Here is a 23,657-nt window from a genome sequence, read left to right as displayed (position 1 = left end):
CTTCTTTTTAAAAGAAAAAACACTCTAATAAAGTTTAAAAGAGTGTTTCTTAATGATGTTTTGGAATGATTTATTTCGTAATACGTGTCAGTCCAATATTTTCAGGAGCGTGAAGCACCATTGGGAATTTTTCAATTTTTACGGAACTACTGTCTAAACCAAAAGCCCTTTCTTCAGATAAACTCAGTTTTTTAATGAAGAAATAAGAACTCATGATAATGTTTTCATGCCATCTTAGATCGTTGTCGTTAGATAGGAATTTCTCTGATAAAACAAATTTAAAGTCTCCGATAATATTGTTTTTGTTTAAAGATTCGTAACGGCTTGTGATGTCTACTTCGCCACGTTTTACCATATCGCGAATTACTTCTCTAAACATTAAATTAATTTTTGTAGGCTCTCTGAATCCTAAATTAAAATCGATTCTGTAAATATCGTCCTTAGCTATTTCGGTAACTTTGTATTGTGTTTTGTACGGTTCCGTCAAAATGTTTACGTGTACAAACCAGTAAATATCAGCTCTTTTTGGACGCTTTTGTAAAATAGAATAGATTACTTTTTCCTCTAATTCATCAACGCGATTAGCATTAGTCATATAAACCAGGTGAGTAGCGTATTTTGGGATAGATAAGTCTTCGCTTAGTTCCATCAGTACCTTTTTATAGTCATCAATTTTGATGATTTTGGTGTAGCTTTTGTTGATTTTCTTAGCCAGGTACCATATCGTCATGATAGAGATTAAAGCAATAGCAATAATTAAAGTTACGTAACCGCCTTCGGCAAATTTAGTAATGTTAGCAATCAGGAAACTAAACTCAATCAGTAAATAGATAGTGATTAACGGCACCATCAGGTACAGTTTTACACGTTTCATGATGAGATAGTAATTCAGTAAAATGGTCGTCATGATCATACAGAGAATAATGGCAAGACCATAGGCGTGCTCCATATTTCCTGATTTCTCAAAGTGTAAAACAATTCCAACACAACCAAAAAACAATAACCAGTTGATCGATGGAATATACAATTGTCCTTTTACTTCGGTAGGGTATTTAATTTTAACTTTCGGCCAGAAGTTCAGTCGCATAGCCTCGTTGATCAAAGTAAATGATCCGCTGATAAGTGCCTGAGAAGCGATTACCGCTGCCAAAGTAGCTACCACAATTCCGAACGGAAGGAACCAGTGTGGCATAATCAGATAAAAAGGATTTCCATTTTCTCCACCCAGTTGTTGCAGTGTACTTCCTTCATGATGGATTAAGTACGCAGCCTGTCCGAAATAGTTTAAAACCAAAGTAGTTTTTACGAATACCCAGCTAATTCTGATGTTTTTTCTTCCGCAATGTCCCATGTCAGAGTACAAAGCTTCGGCACCTGTTGTACATAAAAATACGAAACCAAGTACGAAGAAACCGTCAGGATGAATGGATAATAAATGATAAGCATAATACGGATTTACCGCTTTAATTACTTCAGGAAATTTTAGAATTTGAATTGTTCCAAGAGTTCCTAACATAGCAAACCAGATCAGCATCATTGGAGCAAAAAACTTTCCAACTAGTTTGGTTCCAAATTGTTGTATGGTGAAAAGAATGAATAAAATTGCGATAACAATATAAACAATAGTCTCCGTTTGCATAGTCGGATAAAACGCCCGGATTCCCTCTACAGCGGAAGAAATAGAAATTGGAGGGGTAATAATCCCGTCAGCTAATAAGGCACTTCCTCCAATAATCGCGGGGACAATAAGCCATTGAATTTTGGTTTTTTTGACCAGGGCATATAAGGCAAAAATTCCACCCTCACCATGATTGTCAGCACTTAACGTGATCAGTACATATTTTATTGTAGTCTGAAGCGTCAAAGTCCAGAAAACGCATGAAATTCCACCAAGAACGATATCAGAATTAATGGCGTAATCACCAAGAATGGCTTTCATTACATACAATGGAGAAGTACCAATATCTCCATAAATAATTCCCAATGTTATCAGTAAACCCCCTATAGACAACTTACTATGTAAGTTTTTATGCGATGCGCTCATGTATATTTTTATAAAAGACGGTTGCAAATTTAACGTTTTATAATAAACTAACCTCACTTATAACTAAAAAGATAAAAAAAAGCACAATCGTTAAATTGTGCTTTTCATTTTATATAAGATTGGAAATTTGGTATTAAATTCGTCTACCGCCGTAACTTCTTCCGTTAGAACCGCTCTCTCTTTGTGGTTCACTGCCTCTGGATTCCTGAGTTGCTCTTGGAGATTCGTAACGTTGCGTGTTTTGCGAACTCTGTCTCTCTGAATTTCCTCTGTTTTCTGAATAACTTCTGTTAGACTCATTTCTTTGAGGAGTCGCAACCCTTTCCGTAGTTCCATAGCTTTGTGAATTTCCTCTGGAAACATTCGAATTGTTTTGACCGTAATCTCTTCTGCCGGTATTTTCAACTCTTACAGGATTTGTGCTTATGCCTGAATTGTCTCTGTTGTTAGAAGAGGTTCTGTTTGTAGTATAAGTTCTGTCAGATGTTGTTCTGTTCTCTCCATAATTTCTGGTTGAGGTTCTGTTGTCTGTAGTAGATACTCTATCTGAATTGGATCTGTTTGTCGTGTATGTATTTTGATTTCTTCCGTAATCTCTGGTGGTAACACGTCTTTGATCTAAATCATATCTGTTAGTAGCATTCGAATTTCTTTGTGCAAAACTATAATCAGGACGTCTGGTTTCGTAACCGTATGTACGTCTTGTTTCATAGATAACAGGAGCTCTGTAACTTCTTCTCGTATTTACATAGTTGTAGCTATTGTTTACATTAATACACAAATTAATGTTGTTTCTGTATCTGTAAATTGGGTAAGGTCTCCAGGCATAGTAATATCTTGGATAGTAATTCCAACTCCAGCTAGAGTAATACGGTCTGTAATTGGTTACCCAAAACGAAGTGTAAATTACCGGAGCTACATTGTAAACAGGCTCGTAAATGTAGTTGGCTCCATACAAGTAGCTGTTTCCTACGATCTGTACATTCACCCTGTTGTAGTTGTCTCTTTCTACATCAATTGTAGCAACGTCCTGATAAACATCACGATCTAAGACCGCCTGAATAATTACAACGTGAGTTCTGTTTTCTACAGATTCGATTACACGTAAATAATCGACCTGATTATCATCGTTCAAATCAAGATTGGAAATTTGATATTTAGAGTCGTTTAAACGTCTCTCAAAATCTTGCAGATTAGCTGATTCTCCAAAAATAGACGCAACAGCTCTTAAATCTAAGTTATCGCTTATGTCTGAGTTTTTTGCATAAACAGTAGTTTGGCTTTGTACTGGTACAGAACTCAAACCTATTGCCAGGAGGGCTATAAAAAGTAGTTTCGTTTTCATTTTTAAATCGTATTATGATTAATATTTTGAGGTATCCAATTACTGTGCCAGAAAAAAAAGCGAAACTTATTTCAAGTGTTATAAATAATTGTATTTTAGCGCTAAAAAACTAATTTTATGAGAAAAGTAATATTCTTTTTTGGTGCTTTAATTTTGTTAATGTCTTTTAAAACCTTGAATAATAATGGTAAAGGGATTTTTAATACGGGTTTTACATCAATTCAGATAGATACTTTATTTCAGGATAAAATTAGTATCAGAGCCATCTCAATCGATAAAAATAAAATTTGGTATGGAGCTGATAACTCCCGTTTTGGGTTTTATGATTTGGATAAAAAAGAAAAATTTGAAGATCATATTTACCGTGATACGTTGAATTTGGAATTTAGAAGTATTGCTCAGAATGCAAACAATATTTTTTTATTGAGTGTAGGAAATCCTGCATTGCTTTATCAGGTGTCTAAAAAAACTCAGAAAGTAAAATTAGTTTACAAAGAAGTAAATTCGAAGGTGTTTTACGATAGTATGCAGTTTTGGAATGATAAAGAAGGAATTGCGATTGGCGATCCTACAGAAGATACTTTTTCTATTATCGTGACACGTGACGGTGGCGAAACCTGGACCAAAATTCTATCGGATAAATTACCAACCAATGCAGAGGGTGAAGCGGCTTTTGCAGCCAGTAATTCGAATATAGTAATAAAAGGAAATGATACCTGGCTGGTTTCGGGAGGAAAAAAGGCACGTGTTTTTTATTCGCCGGACAAAGGAAGAACCTGGAAGGTAATTGAAACACCAATTGTACAGGGAAAAACAATGACCGGTATTTTTACAGCTGATTTTTACGATTCAAAACACGGGTTTATCGCTGGTGGTGATTACGAATTTCCGGAACAAAAAAAGGACAATAAAGCCTTTACTACTGACGGAGGAAAAACCTGGCAGCTAATTGGTCAGGGTATGGGATTTGGATATGCTTCGTGTGTGCAATACGTTCCGGGTGGAAATGGTAAAGAAATTATTTGTGTAGGTTCTGAAGGAATTCAGTATTCGCAAAATGGAGGAGAGAACTGGACGCAATTATCAACGGATACAAAATTGTTTACCATTCGTTTTCTGAATAGAAATACTGCAATTGCAGCAGGCCATAATAAAGTAATCAGAATCCGGTTTAAATAATAAAAACCCCAAATAATAAAGCAAGTTATTATATGGGGTTTTCGCTGTTGTTGCTTTTTGTTATATTAGTTTTTTCCGGCTTTATCGCGATATTGTTTTAATAGTTTGCGGTTAAAGTCGTCTTCTGATTTTTTAAGCTTTAAGATTTTCTTAGCAGAAAGAATCTTTTTTAAGTTGCTGTTGTATTTGTCTCTCAGTGTATATAATTCTTTGTCTGCGCTTTCCATTTGTGACAGGAGTGAAGCTGCTTCTTTTTCAGACATGGTACTAATGTTGTCATCATCTAGTTTACGCAAATACATTTTCATTTTTTCGTGACGCAATTCATATTGTTTGTCATCGTATGTATTGTAAATGGGCCAGAATTTTTCGGCTTCTGTGGAGGTGAGTTCCAATTCTGTTGTTAAAAAAGAAACTTTATAAGCTTTAATCTTTTCCCGTTTTTCGTCTGTTTTGTCATTCTGTGCGTAAAAGGAGAATGTAATAAAGAATAGAAGTATCGGAAGTATATTTTTAATTTTCATCTTTTGAAATTTTAGTTTTATTCTGAAATTAAATTTTCAATATTAGGGTTGGTAGCTAAGATGTCTTCAAGAGTTTCCTGTTCAAGAGCAACGTTTTTACCAAGTTTATCAATGTCTTTTGTGTCCAGTTCACGAATCAAATCGTATTGATTTAAGTTGGATTGATAAGATAAATACGTTTCCAGAGTGTCTTCGTCAAGATCTTTGGATGTATTGTAATGGTTGATCACAGGAATCAGTAAAGCTGCAAAAACAACTGCGGCAGCCACAATCGAAAGTACTTTTTTACGCTTGTAAAGCGGTATTACTTTTACTTCTTTCTCTTCGTTTATTTGCTGTAAAACCTTTGTTGAAAAAGTATCAAAATAATTCTCCGGAGTTTTAAATCCGGTTTTTATTTTCGGTTCGTTTTCTAAATTAAATGTTTTCATAGTAGCTATAAGACAGTTGTTGTTACAAAAGGTTTAATTTGAGGTAACATATATTTCAATTTTTTTTACTGCGTGATGATAGGATGCCTTCAGAGCGCCGACTGAGGTTCCCAGAATTTCAGCGATTTCTTCGTATTTTAATTCTTCAAAATATTTCATTTTAAAAACCAATTGCTGTTTCTCCGGTAAGGTTACAATCGCTTTTTGAAGTTTGATCTGAATTTCGTCTCCTTCAAAATAAACATCGGCTTTTAAATTGTCGATGGCTTTATTTTGTAGTGCTTCAGAAGTTATTCCGTTCAGTTTTGCTTTTTGACTTAAAAAGGTCAAAGCTTCGTTGGTTGCAATTCGATACATCCAGGAAAAAAGCTTGCTTTCTCCCTTGAAGTTTTTTAAATGCTGAAAGACTTTTACAAAAGTATTCTGTAAAACATCATCTGTATCATCATGATTTAATACAATGTTTCGAATATGGGAATACAGCGGTTTTTGATAATCAGATACGAGCTTTTGAAACGCGGTATTTTGCGTTGCAGGATTTAATAATTGTTGAATAAATTCCTTCTCGTCTGCCAAATTCCGTTATTTATGGTGTTAGAATGAATTTTGAACAAAAGGTTTAATGAGCCAAATTATTTTAGAATTCTGACTGTTCTTCTTCTGCCGGCTTTTTAGGTGTTTCTACAGGTTTTGCTACTGCCGGATCGGTAGTGGCTGGTCTGTAAACAGGAACTTTAGCGACCGGAACTACTTTAGGTTTTGTTGGATAGTAAATTTCAGTCATTAACTTAAACGGACTTTTTACATCTAGTTTGCTCATGGTTAAGATTTCAAGATGTGACCAGCTTAAATCAGGTGTGATTTTTTCGTTGTTGATAAAAGTAGTTGTTTTTTTAAAAGCTTCGTTAAGATGCGAATAATCACCTTTTAAAGTGGTTTTTACGGCTTCAAATCCGTTTAGTTTTCCTCCTGAAATATCGCTTCCGGAAGTAGTTACGATTTCGCGGCTGGTAGGTAAGCAAATCGAAATTTTAGCCAGTCCCGTTGTAATGTCGTAAGTGTGGTAAATAATAAATGGTTTTCCATTCGTGGCTAACCCATTGTTTTTACTGAATTCGATTAGTTTTGGAATAACGATTTTGGCATTTTTACCAACTTTTCCAATTTCACTCGTAAAGGTTTGTCTGATATAAGGAGTTTCAGTCTTTCTTACTAGTCCGTTAACTTTTATAGCGTATGTTTTTGTTTCGTAATCTAAGTTTTTGTCAATATTGGCAAGACTTTTTTCGTAGATAGTTCCAATTACTTTGTCCGAGCCTCCGTTTAGAGCGGCGTAAACTTTAAATAAAAAACTCATCGTTCCGGATGCTTTCCAGGTTACTTTTGTTTTTCCGGCCAACGTATCTTTAAAAGTCCAGTTTACATCGGCTTCGGTTCCGTCATACTTCATTTTTTGCTGTATGCTTTCTCCGTCTTTTGTTTTTAGAGTAATTGCGTTTCCATTTCCTTCAGATCCAGTCCAATAAAAAGAAGCTCCGTTTCCGACTGTTTTGTTAGGAAAGGTCATCTTCATCGTAGGATCTTCAACAGACCAGGATTCAAAATCTTCATAATTTCTAAAATCATTAAGGTAATTGTATACCGTAGCTTTTGGTGAATTGATCACTTTACTTCTTTCCACAGAAAAGATTCCTTTTTGCGTGGCAACAAAAACGGTAAGGGCAACAAGGCTTAATAATAGTAGTAGGAATAAATATTTAAGAATCTTCATTGTAGTGGTTTATTTGGAGTCGTAAAGTTATAAATTTATTACTAGTCGCACTAATAACACTTTGGTAAAAGTACATTTTATACCATTATCGGAAGAGAAAATCAAATAAAATGTACTCAAAAAGGTTTTATTTGAAATCGAAAACTTTCTTTTCGGTCTTATCGTTTGAAGAAAAATTTAATTACAAATAAAATGGCAATAAAAAGTAAAAATACGAGTAGTACTTTATAATTGCCTTTGTAAAAAACCTTGTGTAAGGCAAGATCTTTTCGATAAGCGAATATCATTACGATTACGAATGCAATAAAAAAACAGAGTCCGAATATTAATTGTCCTTGACTAAACATAGTTGAAAATAATTTTTGGCAAATTTAGAGAATTGTATACGAATTGTTGCTAATTTGGTATTTCATTTAATCAAAATAATATCATGAAGAAACAACTTGATGCGGTGACTGAGTTTCATACTGCTTTTAAAATAGGACATAGCCTTGAACCGATTGCTGATTTGGGAGAGACAAAGAAGCTGCTTCGTTATAATTTAATGAAAGAGGAAAACGAAGAATATCTGGAGGCGGTTCAGAATAACGATTTAGTTGAAATTGCTGATGCTTTGGGCGATATGATGTATATTTTGTGTGGAACTATTATTGAACACGGTTTGCAGGACAAAATCGAAGCTGTTTTTGATGAGATTCAACGCAGTAATATGAGTAAATTAGGAGAGGACGGTAAGCCAATTTACAGAGAAGACGGAAAAGTAATGAAAGGGCCAAACTACTTTAAGCCTGATTTTTCAAAATTGCTTTAGCATAAAAAACCCGACAGGTTTTATAGCCTGTCGGGTTTGTTTTATATAGAGCTGTCTTTTGCTTATTGTACTTTTACAGTCCAGCCAAAAGTGTCTTCAGAAAGTTTGTTTTGAAGACTTGTTAGTTTTTCTTTTAATAAAGAAGCATAAGAATTCTCAAGAGGAGCCATTTCGTAATAAGTATCCTGATAAGAGAAACCTTTAATTACACTTACTACAGCAGCAGTTCCTGCTCCGAAGATTTCTTTTAAAGATCCGTTTTTAGCCGCTTCTACCAATTCTGATACAATAACAGGACGAACTTCAACTTTAAGTCCTTCTTTTTCTGCGATAGCGATCAAACTTTTTCTGGTAATACCGTCTAAGATTCTTTCGCTTGTTGGAGCGGTTAATAAAGTATCATTGATTCTGAAGAAAACGTTCATAGTTCCCGCTTCTTCCAGTTTAGTGTGTGTGGCATCATCTGTCCAGATTACCTGTTGGAAACCATCTTTGTTGGCCAGATTGGTTGGGTAAAATTGTGCAGCGTAGTTTCCGGCAGCTTTGGCAGCTCCAATTCCTCCGTTTGCCGCTCTACTGTAATGTTCAGCGATAATTACTTTCACTTCACCTCCGTAATAAGATTGTGCAGGAGAAAGTAAAATCATGAATTTATATTCGTCAGAAGGATTTGCTACAACACCGGCACCGGTTGCAATCATAAAAGGACGGATGTACATACTGCTTCCATTTCCTTTTTGAATCCATTCCTGATCAATTTTTAATAATTCATTCAAACCGTCCATAAAAACAGCTTCAGGAACTTCTGGCATAGCCATACGAACTGCTGAGTTGTTAAAACGTTTGAAGTTTTCATCCGGTCTGAACAACCAAACATCATTATTGTCATCTTTATAAGCTTTCATTCCTTCAAAAATAGCTTGTCCGTAGTGGAAGACTTTTGAAGACGGATCCATTAAAATTGGAGCATAAGGCTTAATGACAGGATTTTGCCATTCTCCATTTTTAAAATCACACTCGAATAAATGGTCTGTAAAAACAGAACCAAAGCTTAAATTTTGAAAGTCTACTCCGCTTATTTTTGACGAAGTTGCTTTTCTGATTTCAATTTTGTTGGTTTGAGTTGTACTCATAATTAATATGTAAAGTTTTTTTATGTAATTAGCATTAATAATTAAAGAAAATCTAAAGCTATGATTTGGTGAGTGATAGATTTTTCTCAATGCAAAATTAAGTAAAAATATATAATTTGCTTAGTAAAACTGCATTATTTACGCCCTTTAACTGAGATTTATATATCTTATAATAAAGTGAAAAAATTAAGACATTTTTATAAAGAATTTATGAAAAACGAACCGTTTTTTAAGGCTTTACGCATTTGTTTTGACTAAATTTGGCACTTAAAATGCCCCATATATCAATAGATAAAGATTGTTAATTCCGAAATAAGGTGAAAAGAGAAATAATTAAAACGCTAGATGGCTCAACTACAATTCATTTGCAGGAATGGAATGAGTCTTATCATTCCAAACACGGAGCGATTCAGGAAGCTAAACATGTATTTATAAAAAACGGTCTTTCTTTATTTGATGCTGCTCCGGTAAGTATTCTTGAAATAGGTTTTGGAACGGGGTTGAATGCGTTTATTACTTTTTTGGAATCTGCACAAAAACAGCAGCAAATTGATTATGTTGGAGTAGAAGCTTATCCGGTTGATGCGAAAGAGGTCGTTGAAATGAATTATGTTGCTGAATTGGAGGCTGACAATTATAAGGATGTTTTTGAAAAAATGCACGAATGTGAGTGGAATCAGAAAGAGGTTATCAGTGCCGATTTTATGTTAACCAAAAGGAAACAATTTTTTGATGAAATTGATGATTTTGAAATTTTTGATTTGATTTACTTTGATGCCTTTGGATATCGGGTGCAGCCGGAGCTATGGAGTACTGAAATTTTTCGAAAAATGTACCAAAGTTTAAAGCCAAATGGAGTTTTGGTAACGTATGCTGCTCGCGGAGTTGTTAAAAGAAGTATGATTGAGGTAGGATTTACGGTTGAAAAATTGGCGGGACCTCCCGGAAAAAGAGAAATGTTTAGAGCCTTTAAAAAGGTTTAAATGAGTTGTTTAGAATGATTCTATATTGATTTATGTTTATTAAGAAATCGTATTCGTTGCTAAAGTTTTTAAAAAAATAAGTTAAAATCGGTACTTATGAATGATATTTGTTTAAATTTGTTGCGAGTTTAAAAATATAGATAACCCCAAAAAATCTTATTTTATTATGTCAAAAATGATGTTTGATTACACGAAATCAATACTTGAGAGAGTGAGTTTCGACCCGATACTTTTCTGCAAAGAATTAGAAAAAGCTATCAAAACACTGTTACCGTACGAAATGGAACAATTACAAGAATGGTTATTAAATTTCATTATTGAAAAACCAGAATTAAAGCAAAGTCTACTACTAATTAAAGTATAAAAGAAAAGGAGCCAAATTGGCTCCTTTTTCATTTTTATTTCTTTTGTTGTAGCGGGCTGATGATCTGAACGTTCTGAAAAACAATTGCTCCTTTAATAACTCCTGCAATTGTAGATCTTAGGGCGTCAATGATTTGTATTTTTAATTCGCTCTTCGGGTAAATCAAACTTACCTCACGAGCAGGTTTAGGTTCCTTAAAGTTACGCAGTTTTTGTTTGTCGGAATCTTTTAAGTCTAAGGTGTGCAAGTACGGAAGTAGCGTTGTACCCAAACCTTCGTCGGCTAATTTTATCAGGGTCTCGAAGCTTCCGCTTTGTATCTGAAAATTATTCTGATCCAGGTCGCTGGCATTTTTACACAAATTTAAAATTCCGTCTCTGAAACAGTGCCCGTCCTGAAGCAACAGGATTTCATTAATGTTTAAGTCCGCAACTTCAATTTCTTCTTTTTGAAAACTGGCATGATGTTCCGGTATATAAGCCACAAAAGGTTCAAAATACAAAACGATTTCTTTTATTTTTTCGTCTTCAAGCGGAGTTGCGGCAATAGCAGCATCCAAATGACCATTTTTTAACTTCAGGATAATTTCATCCGTGTTAAGCTCTTCAATTAAGAGTTTTACTTTTGGGTATTTCTTAATGAAATTGTTTAGAAACATCGGTAAAAGTGTTGGCATAATGGTTGGAATAATTCCCAAACGGAATTCTCCTCCAATAAAACCTTTTTGCTGCTCTACAATATCCTTAATACGATCAGCCTCATTTACAATATTCTTGGCCTGGTTTACAATTTTCTGACCAATATCTGTAAGTTGAATGGGTTTTTTGCTTCTGTCAAAAATTTGAATACTAAGTTCTTCCTCGATCTTTTGAATCTGCATACTCAGTGTAGGCTGGGTAACGAAACATTTTTCGGCAGCAAGGGTAAAATTTTTATGCTCGGCAACAGCTAGTACATATTGCAATTGAGTTATAGTCATCTTGATAGTAATTTTTGATGCAAAAATAAGAAAATATAACTTTTTTTTATATTATTTTAGGAGAACTTATTTTAAATTTGTAGTAATCACATTATAAAATGAGAACTATGAAAACAAATATTTTAGGTTTACCGGTAAAGGAATCAGAATTGTTAGTAAAAGAATTAAATGTTCTGTTGTCAAATTTTCAGGTATATTACCAGAATTTAAGGGGGTTGCATTGGAATATTCGTGGGAAACGTTTTTTTGATTTGCATGTAAAGTTTGAAGAATTGTACACAGATTCCCAGTTGAAAATTGATTTGATTGCAGAAAGGGTTTTAACTATCGGCGGAACTCCTTTACATACTTTTGAAGATTATATTAAAAATAACAAATTAGCTGTTGGAAAAAATATTTCAAATGATGAAAAAGCGGTTCACTTAATTGTAAGCTCTTTAACGGATTTATTGAAAATCGAAAGAGGAATTTTAAAACAATCGGATGAAATTAATGATGAAGGGACAAATTCGATGATGAGTGACTTCATTTCAGAGCAGGAAAAAACAATTTGGATGATGAATGCATGGCTTGAAGAAGAGCTTTAATGTGTTGTTTCTAAAGTGATTACTATAGCAGAATGGTCGGGTTTGATCATTCTGTTTTTTATGATTGTTAAATTTGTTTAAATTTTTTGGCCTCTCGCTTTGATTTTAGCTGTTTAACACTATTTTTGTTCCAATGAAATTAGTCGCTCGCATATTATTATTCATCTTTATTGCCTTCTTATCTACTCCAACTATTGTGACGGTGATGAAGAAAAGCAACGATGCGTCGATATTTTTCAGTTTTTCTGAAGAGGAACATTCACATAAAGAACTTAAGGCTGCTGTTTATCCGGCAATACTTCAACATGAAGTTGTTATGCCAGTTTATATTGAAAAAAAGACCATTGTGTCTGAGAACATTGTGAAATTAGACAATATTTCTCCGAGCATTTTTGCTCCACCTCCTAACTTGGTATAATACTTCCGATTATTTTGAATTGAACTGCATTTTAATAAATGTGGTAAAACGTTAATGAATAATTTTTTTAGTATTGTATTATGACAAAAAAAATCAATCTTTTTGCCAACCTTAAATCTGATTTTGCGTCAGGTTTAGTGGTTTTCTTGGTAGCTCTTCCATTGTGTTTAGGTATTGCAATGGCCTCCGGAGCACCGTTATTTTCGGGAATTATCGCAGGTGTTGTTGGAGGTATTGTGGTAGGTTACTTAAGCCAGTCTCATATTAGTGTTTCCGGACCAGCGGCTGGACTGACCGCTATCATTTTAACTGCTATTACAGATTTAGGTGCATTCGATGTGTTTTTAATGTCTGTTTTTATTGCTGGATTAATTCAATTAGCATTAGGATTTTTAAAGGCCGGAAGTATCTCCAATTATTTTCCTACCAACGTTATTGAAGGGATGTTGGCAGGTATCGGAATTATTATTATTCTGAAACAATTACCCCATGCTTTTGGATACGATGCCGATTTTGAAGGAGATCAGGCATTTATTCAAAATGACGGAAGCAACTCTTTTTCTTTTCTATTCGATGTTTTAAATCACATACATTTAGGAGCGGTTGTGGTTTCACTTGTTTCTTTGGCGATTTTAATTTCGTGGGAAAAAGTTCCCTTCTTAAAAAGAATGAAATTAATTCCGGGAGCACTTGTTGCTGTTGTTACAGGAATAATTTTAAACGAGTTTTTTACTTCAACGGGAAGTTCGCTGGCAATTGCAAATGAGCATTTGGTTTCTTTGCCGGTTCCAAAATCTTTTGATGAGTTTAAATCAATCATAATTTTGCCAAATTTTGCTGCGGTTACCAACCCGCAAGTTTGGGTGGTGGCGATTACAATCGCAATAGTTGCTTCTATTGAGACGTTGTTGTGTATAGAGGCGTCTGACAGAATGGATGTTCAAAAACGTTATACCAATACCAATGTTGAGCTTAGAGCGCAGGGAATTGGTAATGTAGTAAGTTCGCTTCTGGGCGGTTTGCCGATGACATCCGTTGTAGTAAGATCATCTGCCAATAATAATGCAGGAGCAAAATCAAAAATGTCAGCCATTATTCATGGTGTACTTTTGCTAATTAGTGTATTGGCAATTCCTACGTTATTAAACAAAATACCATTGGCAACTTTGGCAACGGTTTTAATTTTAGTAGGGTATAAATTGGCGAAACCTGCCACTTTCAAACATTTCTGGGAAAAAGGAAAATATCAGTTCGTACCGTTTATTGCCACTTTGGTATTTGTTGTAGCGACAGATTTACTTAAAGGGGTTGCTTTAGGAATTGTGATCAGTATTATTTTTGTATTGAGAGGAAATCTGAAAAGAGCGTACAGTTTCAAAAAAGAAGAATACGAAGATGGTGATGTCATTCATATCGATTTAGCACAGGAAGTTTCATTCTTGAATAAGGCTGCGATTAAGTCTACTTTAAGTGAAATTCCGGAAAACTCTAAAGTAATTATCAATGCTGCAGATACAGAGTATATTGCGCATGATGTTTTAGATTTGATCCGTGAGTTTAAAGAGACACGAGCAATTGACGAAAATATTAAAGTAAAGCTTAAAGGATTCAAGAAAGCATATGAACTTGAGAATTCACCGGACATTAATAATCATGTATCGATAGAGCATTATTATGATGTTGCGAAAAGAACTTTAGTTCAAAAAGAAAAGGTAAAAGAGAATTTTAAATAAATTATAATTAATTAAGGTATTTCTTGATTGTGAGAAGTATTAAAATTAGATAACTTTACGAGAAGTTTTTTTTTAGTAGATTTAAGCAAACAGGATTACCACACAAAAAACAAAAAAATGAGAGAGTTTTATAAGCAGTTACTTGAAAATAACAGACAGTGGGTTGAAAAATCATTAGCATTAGATCCTAATTATTTTGCGGATCTTGCAAAAGGACAAACACCACCATTATTGTGGATTGGATGTTCAGACAGTCGTGTTCCGGCAAATGAAATTATTGGAGCTAAACCGGGTGAAGTTTTTGTACACCGTAATATTGCTAATATGGTAGTACACTCTGATATGAATATGTTGAGTGTTTTAGATTATGCAGTAAATGTATTGAAAGTAAAACACGTTATTGTTTGCGGACATTACGGCTGTGGTGGTGTTAAAGCTGCTATGGGCAATCAGTCTGTTGGAATTATCGACAACTGGATTCGTCACATTAAAGATGAATACCGTCTACACGATAAGTACCTGAATTCAATTGAAGATGAAACAGAACGTTTCAATGCTTTTGTTGAAATCAATGCAAAAGAGCAGGTTTACAATTTAGCGAAAACATCTATCGTTCAGGGAGCCTGGAAAAACGGACAGGATTTGATGCTTCACGGATGGGTTTACGGTTTAAATTCCGGTTTTGTAACCGATTTAAATGTGAATATTGCTTCAAACGAGGAGCTTGATGAAGTTTATCAGTTAGATCTATAATATAAAAAAGAAAATCGCCCCAAAAGGGCGATTTTTTTATTCGTTTTCGTCGAGGTTTTCATTAAAAGCTGACGGAAGTAAAGTTGGAATAAATTTGATAAGAATCGGTAATAACAAACTTCCTCCGGGCAGTAAAAATATGGTGAGCGACGGAATCGTTTTACAGATGTCTAAAAGTTGTTTTTTTACCTTTTTCTTTTCTTTAGCATCCAGATCTCTGGTGGTAGAATAAGCCAGCAGAACCATTAACTCTTTGCTTTGAATGATTTCCTTCACTAATCTGTTTTTGTTTCTTACAATCAGCTTTACCACACTGTGGGTCATTTGGTCGTAAAAATGTTTTACAGGATTGGAATAGTTAAAATAAGGAATTTTCTTTTTGTGAGTAGTGATAAAGGTGTTGGTCGTTTCAATGCTTTTAGTTACAAAATCATCAGAAATTCCCATCATTGATCCTAAAGAGTACAAAAAGTAGGCCTCTTCATTTTCGACAACGCCATCGCTCCACAATGCCATTCCGGCCATATCAATGAAATAGTAGTGTTCCAGTTTATGGTTGTAATAGTCCAATTGTAAAGTTTCTAAAGTATCAACCGTAACTTTTGAAAATTTTGAGTATCGGATGGAAGCTTCAAAAAGTTTAATCAGTAAATCGTCGTGCTGAGATTTTATGGTCTTGGTTTTTAAAGCCAGAGCCACAATGCCCATAACGGTTTCTTCGATTCGTTTTAAGTATTTTTCAGGAATTGTCCCATGTTCTAAATATTGTCTGAAAGCCAGGACATCAATAAACAAAAGCGCATTGGTTACTAAATGCGAAAAGTTTTTACTGATAATACTATCATTTGTCTGAACGCGCTGATCTATAATGTTTTCTAAAGAAAGAGAAGGAGTGTCCTTTGGAAGCAGAATTTTAAATATATTAAAACCTTCCGGACTCATTTCCTTATAGAATTTTAAAACTTCAGAAATAAAATTATTAGGTTCAGAGCTTCTTTTTTCCAAACAAAAAACACCGTACAAAGTATTTAATAAAGCTACTTTGGAGATTTCGGTTTTGAACCAGCCTTTTATAGGGATTGGAATCTGAGAATCTATAGCGATGATGTGACCGTAAATAAAACCGGTTTCTCTGACTTTATGGTAAAACGACTCAGCAGTCTCAAAAGGAATAGCTTCTGAAAACTTTTGTTCGTTAAAAAACTTATCTATCCAGCCTGGTGCCGATGGGTTAATCATTAACTTTATAATTTATAGCTGCAAAGCTATATCTTTTTCTTGTTTTAGTGTAAATTTAAAATGAAATAACCACTAGATTTTGTGAAAATATAGTGGTTATTACTGTTTTATGTTTTTTATTTAATGATTCCGGCGCAGGCAACTCTTCCGCCCGCATTTCCTGTAGGCTGTGTGGTGAAATCATCAGATCCCTGATGAACAATTAATCCTTTTCCCAGAATATCTTTACTTTCATCTCCGCAGCCAATGCACCATTCATCAGTAGTTAGTGTTATAGTCCCGTTACCATTTGCATCAGCGGTAAAGTTTCCGATATCTCCTTTGTGGTATTCGGCAACACCCCATTTTCCATGTTTTTTAAAAGTTGGATTCCAGTGTCCTCCGGCCGAACTTCCGTCTGCAGCACTACAATCTGCCTTTTCATGAATGTGAATTGCATGTACTCCCGGCTGTAACCCCGTTATTTTTGCAGCAAAAGTTACTTTTCCTTCTCTCTCGGTAAAAGTGGCTGTTCCTGCTACTGTACTTTTGCTTTTTGGCTCTAAAGCTACCCTTAAGGTTTTGGCATCATTTGATTTTGTACTGGTTTTACAACCAATGATTAAAGCTGTAATTATGGCGAAGGAAACGATTATTTTTTTCATAGAAGAGTCTTTATTATTATAGTTTAAGTAAAATTAACATAAAATACTGACATGGATTGGTACCGATCGTTAAAAAAAACTAAAACTATTGATCGGAATTTAAAGTAACTTTAGCTGATGAACCCAAAAATATTGCGTAAATTCGTGTAATTATGAGTTTATTTGCTTGAAAATCAATGGTTTTATTTTTAACTTAATTTTAAATATTATGATCAAAAGTATTTTATCTTTCGTTTTTTTAGGAATTGTTCTAACTTCCTGTAATTGCTCTAAAGGAGCAAAAGGGGGCGATGCTTCTAAACTTGAAGGAAACTGGGAGCTTAATTATATCTCCGGTTCAAGTGTTGATTTTGATGCTTTGTATCCCAATAATAAGCCAACTATTAATTTTAATCAAACTGAAAAAAGAGTATCCGGAAATAACGGATGTAATTCTTTCAACGGAGCACTTGTGGTAACGGGGCATAAAATCGATCTGACAGGTCCAATGGCTGTAACCAAAAAGATGTGTCCACAAGCACAGGAAGGGGAACGTCTTTTTATGGGGACTTTGCCTAAAATTACATCCTATGATATTACAGATGAAGGGAAAACACTTCATTTTATCTCAGGAGACATTGCATTGATGCGATTTACCAGAAAATAGTACTCTTCTTTTCTAATCTAAAATTTGCACTTTATGAAGACTAAATTATCCATTTTATTGTTACTGTGCTGTTTTTTGAATGTTTCAGTTTTTGCACAGGATAAGACGAAGAAGGAGCTAAGGGCAGAAAGAGATTTACAGCAACAGAAAGAAACAGAAGCATTGATTGATTCTAAAAAGTTCGATTTTGAAGCGCAGAAATTAAATCCGCAAGGAGGAAGGCTCATTATTCTGGATTATAATATTTATTTTTTAAGATTTAGCAGCGATAAAATTATTTGTGATCTGCCTTTTTTTGGGCGTGCATTCAACGTTGCGTATGGGGGAGACGGCGGGATAAAATTTGAAGGAGCACCGGAAGATATTAAAGTCGAAAAGAAAAAGAAAAGTTACATTTTAAGAACTACCGTTAGGGGAAAAGATGATGTATATAATTTGCTTTTCACTATTTTCAATAACGGAAGTACGACGCTTTCAGTCAACAGTAACAATAGGGCGTCCATTTCTTATGATGGCGTAATTAGAGCGCCAAAAGCGGTGGAGAATAAGTAATCTTTCTTTTTAGAACCTTATAAGTATTTTTTATAACGGATGAATTTATAAAACAAATTTAAAATCAGAACTATGAAAAAAATAAGCCTTATTCTTATCATGGCCATTGTTTCATTTTCTTCTTACGCTCAATCAACATTTAAAGAAGATGTAGATGTTGTGCAAAGTATTTATGGAAAATCAAAAGGGGATCTCGTAAAAGAGTATATGAATTTATCCGATAGTCAGGCTGCAGCATTTGCAAAAGTGTATGATAGTTATGAAGCGGATCGCAAGGGTCTCGGGCAAACTAAATTTCAATTGATTAATGATTATGCGGTGAATTATGCAACGCTTACCGATGAAAAAGCCGATGAGCTGGCAAAGGGAACTTTAAGAAACCATATGGGATATGAAAAGTTATATTTTAAAACCTATACACAGGCAAAAAAAGTGATAGGCGCCATCAATGCAGCGAAGTTCATTCAGTTAGAAGTGTATTTACAGACGATAATCAGAGCAGAAATTTTGGAGACAATTCCTTTTATAGGCGAACTGGATAAGAGTAAAGTTAAAATTTAGTTTTAAATTTTTACGATAAGCAAAACGGCAGCTATTTTTTGAACAGCTGCCGTTTTTTTTATGATCTAAAGTTTTTTATTTAGCGATTTTAACGTCGTAAATTGTATTGACCATTCCGTTACGTGTGGCATCCAGAGGCAATTCCCAAAACATGATTCCGCCTAAGTTTTTAGCTTTCGCATATTCTGCTTTTGCTTTTATAGACGCCAGATTGTCTCCTGTAGCAAATGTTTTTTCTTTTTCATTGTACCAGTGAGGTGCTTTGGCTTTTTCATCCCAAAAGTATTTCCATCCATTGGCTTCTGTATAAAAAGTGCTATAATCTTTAAAAGAAACTCCCTGAACATGCTCACCTGACTGATATAAACCATTGTTGATGTTTTCTACATTTTTCCAGGTTCTGGTATAGAAAGCACCTCCTATAACTAGTTTTTCAGCAGGAATTCCCAGTTTCAATAAATATTCAACCGCTTTGTCTGTAGATTCTTCTTTTGGATTAGTGCTGTATAAAGGCGTATGGTGTCCGGTAACTTTTGAGTATCCGTTCACTAAATCATAACTCATAATGTTTACACGGTTTACTAGAGGCATTACTTTTTTCCAGTCAATCGATTCGTCTAAGGCTTTTTGAAAACCTCCGGCAGCAAAGCTCAATTCGTATTTTTTACCTAAAGTTGAACGTAAAATTTTGATTAGTTCGGTGAAATTTGGCTTGTCAGCCGGTTGAAACAAATGTCCTGGCAGTCCCTCAATTGCCGGATATTCCCAATCTAAATCTAAACCGTCTACTTTAAAATAATGGCTTACTTCTTTTACTGATTTGGCAAAAGTAAGTCTTCCTTCGGCTGTTGAAAATGCAGCAGAACAAGGCTCGCAACCTCCCCAGCCACCTAGTGAAAGAATAATTTTTAATTGTGGATTGGATGCTTTTAATGAAACCAAATGTTTAATCGTGGTAGAATCTTTCGCAGAATCAACACTTAGTTTCCCTTCTTTTAAATGGCAAAAGCTAAAAATGATTTGGTTTAGTTTACTTACTTCGTATTCGTTAATTAGCTTGTCATCACCTGTATAGTAGGCTATGATGTCCATTTTTTTGCTTTTTTGCCCAAATGTACTTGTGGTAAAGTTGCACAATAGAATCAGGGCAAACAGGTTAATTTGTTTCATTTTATGTTTTTTAAAGTTTTTAGAATGCTAAATATAAAGTAATACCGCCAATATTTAACTATTCTATAGGGGTCTAAGAGTTAATTTTAACGAATATTTTGCAAATCGTTGCAAAAATATTGCGAAAGCTCCTTCTTTCGATTTAGTCAAAAAAAAATAAATAAATAAACCCGCACTGTTTCGGATTAGTGCGGGTTTAAACAAATTAAAAGCTAAAAACTATTTTTGTATTAGAAGCAGTATTCGTTTTCTGCAACTAATTTAGAAGTAATAACCTCTCTTAAGGCTACCACATTTGGATTGTTTGTGTATTTTGTGAAACGTTTAAGTCCCATTAACATCATACGTTGTTCGTCACCTTCTGCAAAAGAAATGATTCCTTCTTTACCATTTAGGTTAACGATATCTACTGCTTTGTACAAGTATAATTTTGCCATTGCAATTTGCTCTTGTACTTTAGCTTCACCTTCTTTTTTGGCTAATTTTTCAGTTCTTAAAATAGTACTTTCAGCCATGTAGATCTCGATTAAGATGTTAGAAGCTGCCATCAATAATTGTTGGTGAGAATCTAAATCCGGTCCGTATTTTTGAACAGCGCTTCCTGCAACCATTAAGAAAACTTTTTTCAGGTTAGCGATGATTCCTTTTTCTTCTGCAAATAATTCAGAGAAATCAGGAGTATCAAAAGATGGAATTCCCATTAATTCTTCCTGAACTTTCATAGCTGGTCCTAATAAATCAACATGACCTTTCATAGCCTTTTTGATCAACATACCCACTGAAAGCATTCTGTTAATTTCATTTGTTCCTTCGTAGATACGTGCGATACGAGCATCTCTCCAGGCACTTTCCATTGGAGTGTCTTCAGAGAATCCCATTCCGCCAAAAATCTGAATTCCTTCATCTGAACAGCTTTGAACGTCTTCAGAAACAGCTACTTTTAGTATAGAACACTCGATAGCATATTCTTCAACACCTTTCAATTCAGCTTCCTGATGAGAAGTTCCTTCTGCTTCACGGGCAGCGATTCTGTCTTCGATGTCTTTTGCAGCACGGTAAGAAGCACTTTCTCCTGCGTAGGCATTAGTTGCCATTTCAGCCAGTTTAGAACGGATAGCACCGAAGCTTGAAATCGGAGTATTAAACTGAATTCTTTCGTTAGCATATTTTACAGCTCCTGTAGTAACTCTACGTTGAGCATCTAAACAAGCAGCAGCTAATTTAATACGACCTACGTTTAAAGCGTTCATCGCAATTTTGAAACCGTTTCCTCTTTCAGACAACATGTTTTCAACAGGAACTTTTGTATCGTTGAAGAAAACCTGACGTGTAGAAGAAGCACGGATTCCTAATTTATGCTCTTCTTCATTCATAGAAATTCCGTTTGACGGATCATTTTCTACGATGAAACCTGTAATGTTTTTATCATCTCCAATACGGGCAAAAACGATGAAAACGCTGCAGAAACCTGCATTCGAAATCCACATTTTTTGTCCTGTGATCGAATAGTATTTTCCATCTTCAGATAAAACTGCTTTCGTTTTTCCTGAGTTAGCATCAGATCCTGCTCCCGGCTCTGTTAAGCAATAAGCTCCAAACCATTCTCCTGAAGCCAATTTAGGAACGTATTTTTTCTTTTGTTCTTCAGTACCATAAAGTGTAATTGGCATAGTTCCAATTCCGGTATGTGCACCAAAAGCTGTAGAGAAAGAACCCGTTGCTCCTGAAATGTAGTCACAAACCAACATTGTAGAAACAAATCCCATTCCTAATCCGCCATATTCTTCCGGAACAGCAACTCCAAGAAGTCCCAGTTCACCTGCTTTGCGCATAGAAGATTCTGTATAAGCGTAATCTTTCTTCTCGAAACGATCTTTATGCGCCCATAATTCTTTGTCTACGAACTCTTTTACAGAGTCACGCATCATTAATTGCTCTTCCGAAAAATCTTCCGGTGTGAAGATATCTTCGCATTTTGTTTCTTTAACTAAAAACTGACCACCACGAGTCACGTTTTTTTCGATAGTATCTGCCATTTTGTTTTTGTTTTTTTATGAAAGAAAATAGAATATAGAGTAAAGAACATAGACTTTTACTTCAGTCCGTTTTGAAAACTCATTGTCATTCTTTGAAATTCTTCTATTTTAATTTCTAATTGGTTAAATTGTTTTTCGTTTATATACTTTCTATGTGTTGCAATTAATAGTTGTGTAATTAATTCAAATGAAGAACCGAGAGAAATGTCTAAAAAATGACTGAAAGATTTATCAGTTCTTGAAGAACCTTCAGCAATATTACTAGGCATAGAAACTGAACATCTGCTAATCTGAGAACTCAAATCGTATCTTTCGTGTTTCGGAAACTCTATTAATATATCTGAAATTTCATTAGCGATTGTAATTCCGAGTTGCCAAATCTTCAAGTTCTTGTAATTATGCCTCATGTTTTTCGAGCCAAGATAAGAAATCATAAGTGTAAAGTAAGTTTTTTATTACTTTTTATAATCTTTGTTCTTTTCTCTTTACTCTAAAAAAAACATCTATTCTCTTTATTCTATATTCTATTTTCTTTTTACAACACCTCGTAAATCCCTGCAGAACCTTGTCCGGTACCTACACACATACTTACGATTCCGTATTTGTTGCCTCTGCGTTTCATTTCGTCGAATAACTGAACAGAAAGTTTAGCTCCTGTACAACCCAGTGGGTGACCTAATGAAATGGCTCCACCGTTTACGTTTACGATTTCCGGGTTGATGTTTAATTCGCGGGTAACTGCTAAAGCCTGAGAAGCAAAAGCTTCATTCAGCTCGATTAATTCGATATCATTCAACGTTAATCCTGCTTGTTTCAAGGCTTTCGGAATTGCTTTTACAGGTCCGATACCCATGATTCTTGGCTCCACACCAGAAGACGCAAAGTTTACCAAACGTGCGATTGGCTCCAGGTTTAATTCTTTTACCATTTCTTCGCTCATGATTAAAACAAAAGCAGCACCGTCACTCATTTGAGACGAGTTACCGGCAGTTACACTTCCGTCTGCTGCGAAAACGGGTCTTAAACCTGCTAAAGCTTCTTTAGTTGTTCCTGCTCTTGGACCTTCGTCTTTATTTACAACGTATGATTTTGTTTCTTTTTTACCATTTTCATTGATGAAAGTCTGTTCGACAGTAATCGGAACGATTTGTTTGTCAAATTTTCCTTCTGCTTGTGCTTTCAATGCTTTCATATGAGAGTTGTAAGCAAACTCATCCTGATCTTCTCTGGAGATTTTATATTGATTGGCCACCGCTTCAGCAGTTAAACCCATTCCCCAGTAATAATCCTCATGACCTGCAGCAGCCACTTTATAGTCCGGAGTTGGTTTGTAACCTCCCATCGGAATATAACTCATACTTTCTGCACCACCAGCGATGATACAATCTGCCATTCCGGATTGAATTTTTGCAGTTGCCATTCCGATAGTTTCTAATCCGGAAGCACAATAACGGTTTACTGTAACTCCGGGAACGTCTTCTACTTTTAATCCCATTAACGAGATCAAACGTCCAACGTTAAGACCTTGCTCAGCTTCCGGCATGGCATTTCCTACCATAACATCATCGATACGCTTTTTGTCAAAATCAGGCAGTTCATCCATCATAAACTGAATGGTTTCAGCCGCTAATTCATCAGGTCTTTTGAATCTGAAAACCCCTTTTGGAGCTTTTCCAACTGCGGTTCTGTATGCTTTTACTATATATGCTGTTTTCATTTGTTTTTGTTTTTTAAGATTTATAGAAGCAAGAGGC

Annotated in this window: 25 protein-coding genes; 11 read left to right on the top strand and 14 right to left on the bottom strand. The window is 34.9% G+C overall.

The window, feature by feature from the left end; genetic code table 11:
* Positions 1-70 precede the first annotated feature (70 nt).
* Positions 71-2,044 (bottom strand): KUP/HAK/KT family potassium transporter, encoded by a 1,974-nt coding sequence (locus M4I44_RS20870; RefSeq protein WP_017496128.1) that lies wholly within the window; start codon positions 2,042-2,044, stop codon positions 71-73.
* 133 nt (positions 2,045-2,177) lie between these two features.
* Complete coding sequence (locus tag M4I44_RS20865) at positions 2,178-3,389, bottom strand: hypothetical protein (RefSeq protein ID WP_089076312.1); 1,212 nt, start codon at positions 3,387-3,389, stop codon at positions 2,178-2,180.
* Between the two features lie 117 nt (positions 3,390-3,506).
* On the opposite strand from M4I44_RS20865, the gene M4I44_RS20860 reads away from it, so the two are divergent.
* Positions 3,507-4,568: an oxidoreductase gene (locus M4I44_RS20860; RefSeq protein ID WP_017496126.1), complete on the top strand. Its 1,062-nt coding sequence runs from the start codon at positions 3,507-3,509 to the stop codon at positions 4,566-4,568.
* Between the two features lie 65 nt (positions 4,569-4,633).
* Here M4I44_RS20860 and M4I44_RS20855 read toward each other — a convergent pair whose 3' ends face one another.
* The 4 genes from M4I44_RS20855 to M4I44_RS20840 form a co-directional block, all read right to left on the bottom strand.
* Complete coding sequence (locus M4I44_RS20855) at positions 4,634-5,092, bottom strand: hypothetical protein (protein WP_017496125.1); 459 nt, start codon at positions 5,090-5,092, stop codon at positions 4,634-4,636.
* Between the two features lie 17 nt (positions 5,093-5,109).
* Positions 5,110-5,523 (bottom strand): hypothetical protein, encoded by a 414-nt coding sequence (locus tag M4I44_RS20850; RefSeq protein WP_017496124.1) that lies wholly within the window; start codon positions 5,521-5,523, stop codon positions 5,110-5,112.
* Positions 5,524-5,556: 33 nt separating this feature from the next.
* Positions 5,557-6,099: an RNA polymerase sigma factor gene (locus tag M4I44_RS20845; protein ID WP_249965975.1), complete on the bottom strand. Its 543-nt coding sequence runs from the start codon at positions 6,097-6,099 to the stop codon at positions 5,557-5,559.
* A gap of 61 nt (positions 6,100-6,160) precedes the next feature.
* Positions 6,161-7,294, bottom strand: coding sequence for an SRPBCC family protein (locus M4I44_RS20840; protein ID WP_249965974.1), 1,134 nt, complete (start codon positions 7,292-7,294; stop codon positions 6,161-6,163).
* 430 nt (positions 7,295-7,724) lie between these two features.
* On the opposite strand from M4I44_RS20840, the gene M4I44_RS20830 reads away from it, so the two are divergent.
* On the top strand, positions 7,725-8,105 hold the full coding sequence (locus tag M4I44_RS20830) for a nucleoside triphosphate pyrophosphohydrolase family protein (protein ID WP_017496120.1): 381 nt from the start codon (positions 7,725-7,727) through the stop codon (positions 8,103-8,105).
* Positions 8,106-8,167: 62 nt separating this feature from the next.
* Here the strand turns inward: M4I44_RS20830 and M4I44_RS20825 are convergent, their stop codons facing one another.
* A complete protein-coding gene (locus M4I44_RS20825; protein ID WP_017496119.1) occupies positions 8,168-9,238 on the bottom strand; it encodes a branched-chain amino acid aminotransferase in 1,071 nt (356 codons plus the stop codon).
* 317 nt (positions 9,239-9,555) lie between these two features.
* Between M4I44_RS20825 and mnmD the strand changes: the two genes are divergently transcribed.
* Positions 9,556-10,221: a tRNA (5-methylaminomethyl-2-thiouridine)(34)-methyltransferase MnmD gene (gene mnmD, locus M4I44_RS20820; RefSeq protein ID WP_249965973.1), complete on the top strand. Its 666-nt coding sequence runs from the start codon at positions 9,556-9,558 to the stop codon at positions 10,219-10,221.
* A gap of 166 nt (positions 10,222-10,387) precedes the next feature.
* Positions 10,388-10,585: a hypothetical protein gene (locus tag M4I44_RS20815; RefSeq protein WP_017496117.1), complete on the top strand. Its 198-nt coding sequence runs from the start codon at positions 10,388-10,390 to the stop codon at positions 10,583-10,585.
* Between the two features lie 34 nt (positions 10,586-10,619).
* On the opposite strand, the gene M4I44_RS20810 is transcribed toward M4I44_RS20815, so the two are convergent.
* Entirely contained in the window at positions 10,620-11,564 is a 945-nt protein-coding gene (locus tag M4I44_RS20810) for a LysR substrate-binding domain-containing protein (protein ID WP_017496116.1), read from the bottom strand.
* Between the two features lie 107 nt (positions 11,565-11,671).
* Here M4I44_RS20810 and M4I44_RS20805 point away from each other — a divergent pair, with 107 nt between their 5' ends.
* From M4I44_RS20805 to can, 4 genes are all read left to right on the top strand, one after another.
* Positions 11,672-12,151, top strand: coding sequence for a Dps family protein (locus M4I44_RS20805; RefSeq protein ID WP_017496115.1), 480 nt, complete (start codon positions 11,672-11,674; stop codon positions 12,149-12,151).
* Between the two features lie 133 nt (positions 12,152-12,284).
* Complete coding sequence (locus M4I44_RS20800; RefSeq protein WP_035746393.1) at positions 12,285-12,569, top strand: hypothetical protein; 285 nt, start codon at positions 12,285-12,287, stop codon at positions 12,567-12,569.
* Positions 12,570-12,649: 80 nt separating this feature from the next.
* A complete protein-coding gene (locus tag M4I44_RS20795) occupies positions 12,650-14,302 on the top strand; it encodes a SulP family inorganic anion transporter (RefSeq protein WP_249965972.1) in 1,653 nt (550 codons plus the stop codon).
* Between the two features lie 117 nt (positions 14,303-14,419).
* On the top strand, positions 14,420-15,055 hold the full coding sequence (can, locus tag M4I44_RS20790) for a carbonate dehydratase (RefSeq protein ID WP_017496112.1): 636 nt from the start codon (positions 14,420-14,422) through the stop codon (positions 15,053-15,055).
* Between the two features lie 36 nt (positions 15,056-15,091).
* Here can and M4I44_RS20785 read toward each other — a convergent pair whose 3' ends face one another.
* Together M4I44_RS20785 and M4I44_RS20780 are read right to left on the bottom strand one after the other, a co-directional pair.
* Positions 15,092-16,294: an LETM1-related biofilm-associated protein gene (locus M4I44_RS20785; RefSeq protein ID WP_249965971.1), complete on the bottom strand. Its 1,203-nt coding sequence runs from the start codon at positions 16,292-16,294 to the stop codon at positions 15,092-15,094.
* Positions 16,295-16,410: 116 nt separating this feature from the next.
* On the bottom strand, positions 16,411-16,938 hold the full coding sequence (locus M4I44_RS20780) for a superoxide dismutase family protein (RefSeq protein WP_249965970.1): 528 nt from the start codon (positions 16,936-16,938) through the stop codon (positions 16,411-16,413).
* Between the two features lie 208 nt (positions 16,939-17,146).
* On the opposite strand from M4I44_RS20780, the gene M4I44_RS20775 reads away from it, so the two are divergent.
* The 3 genes from M4I44_RS20775 (at position 17,147) to M4I44_RS20765 (ending at position 18,697) form a co-directional block, all read left to right on the top strand.
* Positions 17,147-17,584, top strand: coding sequence for an META domain-containing protein (locus tag M4I44_RS20775; RefSeq protein ID WP_249965969.1), 438 nt, complete (start codon positions 17,147-17,149; stop codon positions 17,582-17,584).
* A 33-nt stretch (positions 17,585-17,617) separates the two neighbouring features.
* Positions 17,618-18,136 (top strand): DUF4251 domain-containing protein, encoded by a 519-nt coding sequence (locus M4I44_RS20770; protein WP_017496108.1) that lies wholly within the window; start codon positions 17,618-17,620, stop codon positions 18,134-18,136.
* 72 nt (positions 18,137-18,208) lie between these two features.
* Positions 18,209-18,697, top strand: coding sequence for a hypothetical protein (locus M4I44_RS20765; protein WP_249965968.1), 489 nt, complete (start codon positions 18,209-18,211; stop codon positions 18,695-18,697).
* A 75-nt stretch (positions 18,698-18,772) separates the two neighbouring features.
* Here M4I44_RS20765 and M4I44_RS20760 read toward each other — a convergent pair whose 3' ends face one another.
* The 4 genes from M4I44_RS20760 to M4I44_RS20745 form a co-directional block, all read right to left on the bottom strand.
* Entirely contained in the window at positions 18,773-19,867 is a 1,095-nt protein-coding gene (locus M4I44_RS20760) for a glycoside hydrolase family 18 protein (RefSeq protein ID WP_249965967.1), read from the bottom strand.
* Between the two features lie 230 nt (positions 19,868-20,097).
* Positions 20,098-21,903 carry an acyl-CoA dehydrogenase family protein gene (locus M4I44_RS20755; RefSeq protein ID WP_017496105.1) on the bottom strand — a complete coding sequence of 602 codons (1,806 nt, stop codon included), beginning with the start codon at positions 21,901-21,903 and terminating at the stop codon, positions 20,098-20,100.
* A 56-nt stretch (positions 21,904-21,959) separates the two neighbouring features.
* Positions 21,960-22,337, bottom strand: a complete 378-nt coding sequence (locus M4I44_RS20750) for a four helix bundle protein (protein ID WP_371922988.1) — start codon at positions 22,335-22,337, stop codon at positions 21,960-21,962.
* Between the two features lie 101 nt (positions 22,338-22,438).
* Positions 22,439-23,620 carry an acetyl-CoA C-acyltransferase gene (locus M4I44_RS20745; RefSeq protein ID WP_017496103.1) on the bottom strand — a complete coding sequence of 394 codons (1,182 nt, stop codon included), beginning with the start codon at positions 23,618-23,620 and terminating at the stop codon, positions 22,439-22,441.
* Between the last annotated feature and the right edge of the window lie 37 nt (positions 23,621-23,657).

The organism is Flavobacterium sp. B183 (genome assembly GCF_023539155.1).
GTDB classification, from domain to species: domain Bacteria; phylum Bacteroidota; class Bacteroidia; order Flavobacteriales; family Flavobacteriaceae; genus Flavobacterium; species Flavobacterium tructae.
The sequence above is the reverse complement of the archived record's forward strand: the minus strand, read 5'-3'. Positions and strand labels throughout refer to the sequence as shown.

Coding starts and splice junctions, on each gene's coding strand:
- M4I44_RS20870 (WP_017496128.1), bottom strand. CDS start 2,044: ATGAGCGCATCGCATAAAAACTTACATAGTAAGTTGTCTATAGGGGGT.
- M4I44_RS20865 (WP_089076312.1), bottom strand. CDS start 3,389: ATGAAAACGAAACTACTTTTTATAGCCCTCCTGGCAATAGGTTTGAGT.
- M4I44_RS20860 (WP_017496126.1), top strand. CDS start 3,507: ATGAGAAAAGTAATATTCTTTTTTGGTGCTTTAATTTTGTTAATGTCT.
- M4I44_RS20855 (WP_017496125.1), bottom strand. CDS start 5,092: ATGAAAATTAAAAATATACTTCCGATACTTCTATTCTTTATTACATTC.
- M4I44_RS20850 (WP_017496124.1), bottom strand. CDS start 5,523: ATGAAAACATTTAATTTAGAAAACGAACCGAAAATAAAAACCGGATTT.
- M4I44_RS20840 (WP_249965974.1), bottom strand. CDS start 7,294: ATGAAGATTCTTAAATATTTATTCCTACTACTATTATTAAGCCTTGTT.
- M4I44_RS20830 (WP_017496120.1), top strand. CDS start 7,725: ATGAAGAAACAACTTGATGCGGTGACTGAGTTTCATACTGCTTTTAAA.
- M4I44_RS20825 (WP_017496119.1), bottom strand. CDS start 9,238: ATGAGTACAACTCAAACCAACAAAATTGAAATCAGAAAAGCAACTTCG.
- M4I44_RS20815 (WP_017496117.1), top strand. CDS start 10,388: ATGTCAAAAATGATGTTTGATTACACGAAATCAATACTTGAGAGAGTG.
- M4I44_RS20810 (WP_017496116.1), bottom strand. CDS start 11,564: ATGACTATAACTCAATTGCAATATGTACTAGCTGTTGCCGAGCATAAA.
- M4I44_RS20805 (WP_017496115.1), top strand. CDS start 11,672: ATGAAAACAAATATTTTAGGTTTACCGGTAAAGGAATCAGAATTGTTA.
- M4I44_RS20800 (WP_035746393.1), top strand. CDS start 12,285: ATGAAATTAGTCGCTCGCATATTATTATTCATCTTTATTGCCTTCTTA.
- M4I44_RS20795 (WP_249965972.1), top strand. CDS start 12,650: ATGACAAAAAAAATCAATCTTTTTGCCAACCTTAAATCTGATTTTGCG.
- can (WP_017496112.1), top strand. CDS start 14,420: ATGAGAGAGTTTTATAAGCAGTTACTTGAAAATAACAGACAGTGGGTT.
- M4I44_RS20785 (WP_249965971.1), bottom strand. CDS start 16,294: ATGATTAACCCATCGGCACCAGGCTGGATAGATAAGTTTTTTAACGAA.
- M4I44_RS20780 (WP_249965970.1), bottom strand. CDS start 16,938: ATGAAAAAAATAATCGTTTCCTTCGCCATAATTACAGCTTTAATCATT.
- M4I44_RS20775 (WP_249965969.1), top strand. CDS start 17,147: ATGATCAAAAGTATTTTATCTTTCGTTTTTTTAGGAATTGTTCTAACT.
- M4I44_RS20770 (WP_017496108.1), top strand. CDS start 17,618: ATGAAGACTAAATTATCCATTTTATTGTTACTGTGCTGTTTTTTGAAT.
- M4I44_RS20765 (WP_249965968.1), top strand. CDS start 18,209: ATGAAAAAAATAAGCCTTATTCTTATCATGGCCATTGTTTCATTTTCT.
- M4I44_RS20760 (WP_249965967.1), bottom strand. CDS start 19,867: ATGAAACAAATTAACCTGTTTGCCCTGATTCTATTGTGCAACTTTACC.
- M4I44_RS20755 (WP_017496105.1), bottom strand. CDS start 21,903: ATGGCAGATACTATCGAAAAAAACGTGACTCGTGGTGGTCAGTTTTTA.
- M4I44_RS20750 (WP_371922988.1), bottom strand. CDS start 22,337: ATGATTTCTTATCTTGGCTCGAAAAACATGAGGCATAATTACAAGAAC.
- M4I44_RS20745 (WP_017496103.1), bottom strand. CDS start 23,620: ATGAAAACAGCATATATAGTAAAAGCATACAGAACCGCAGTTGGAAAA.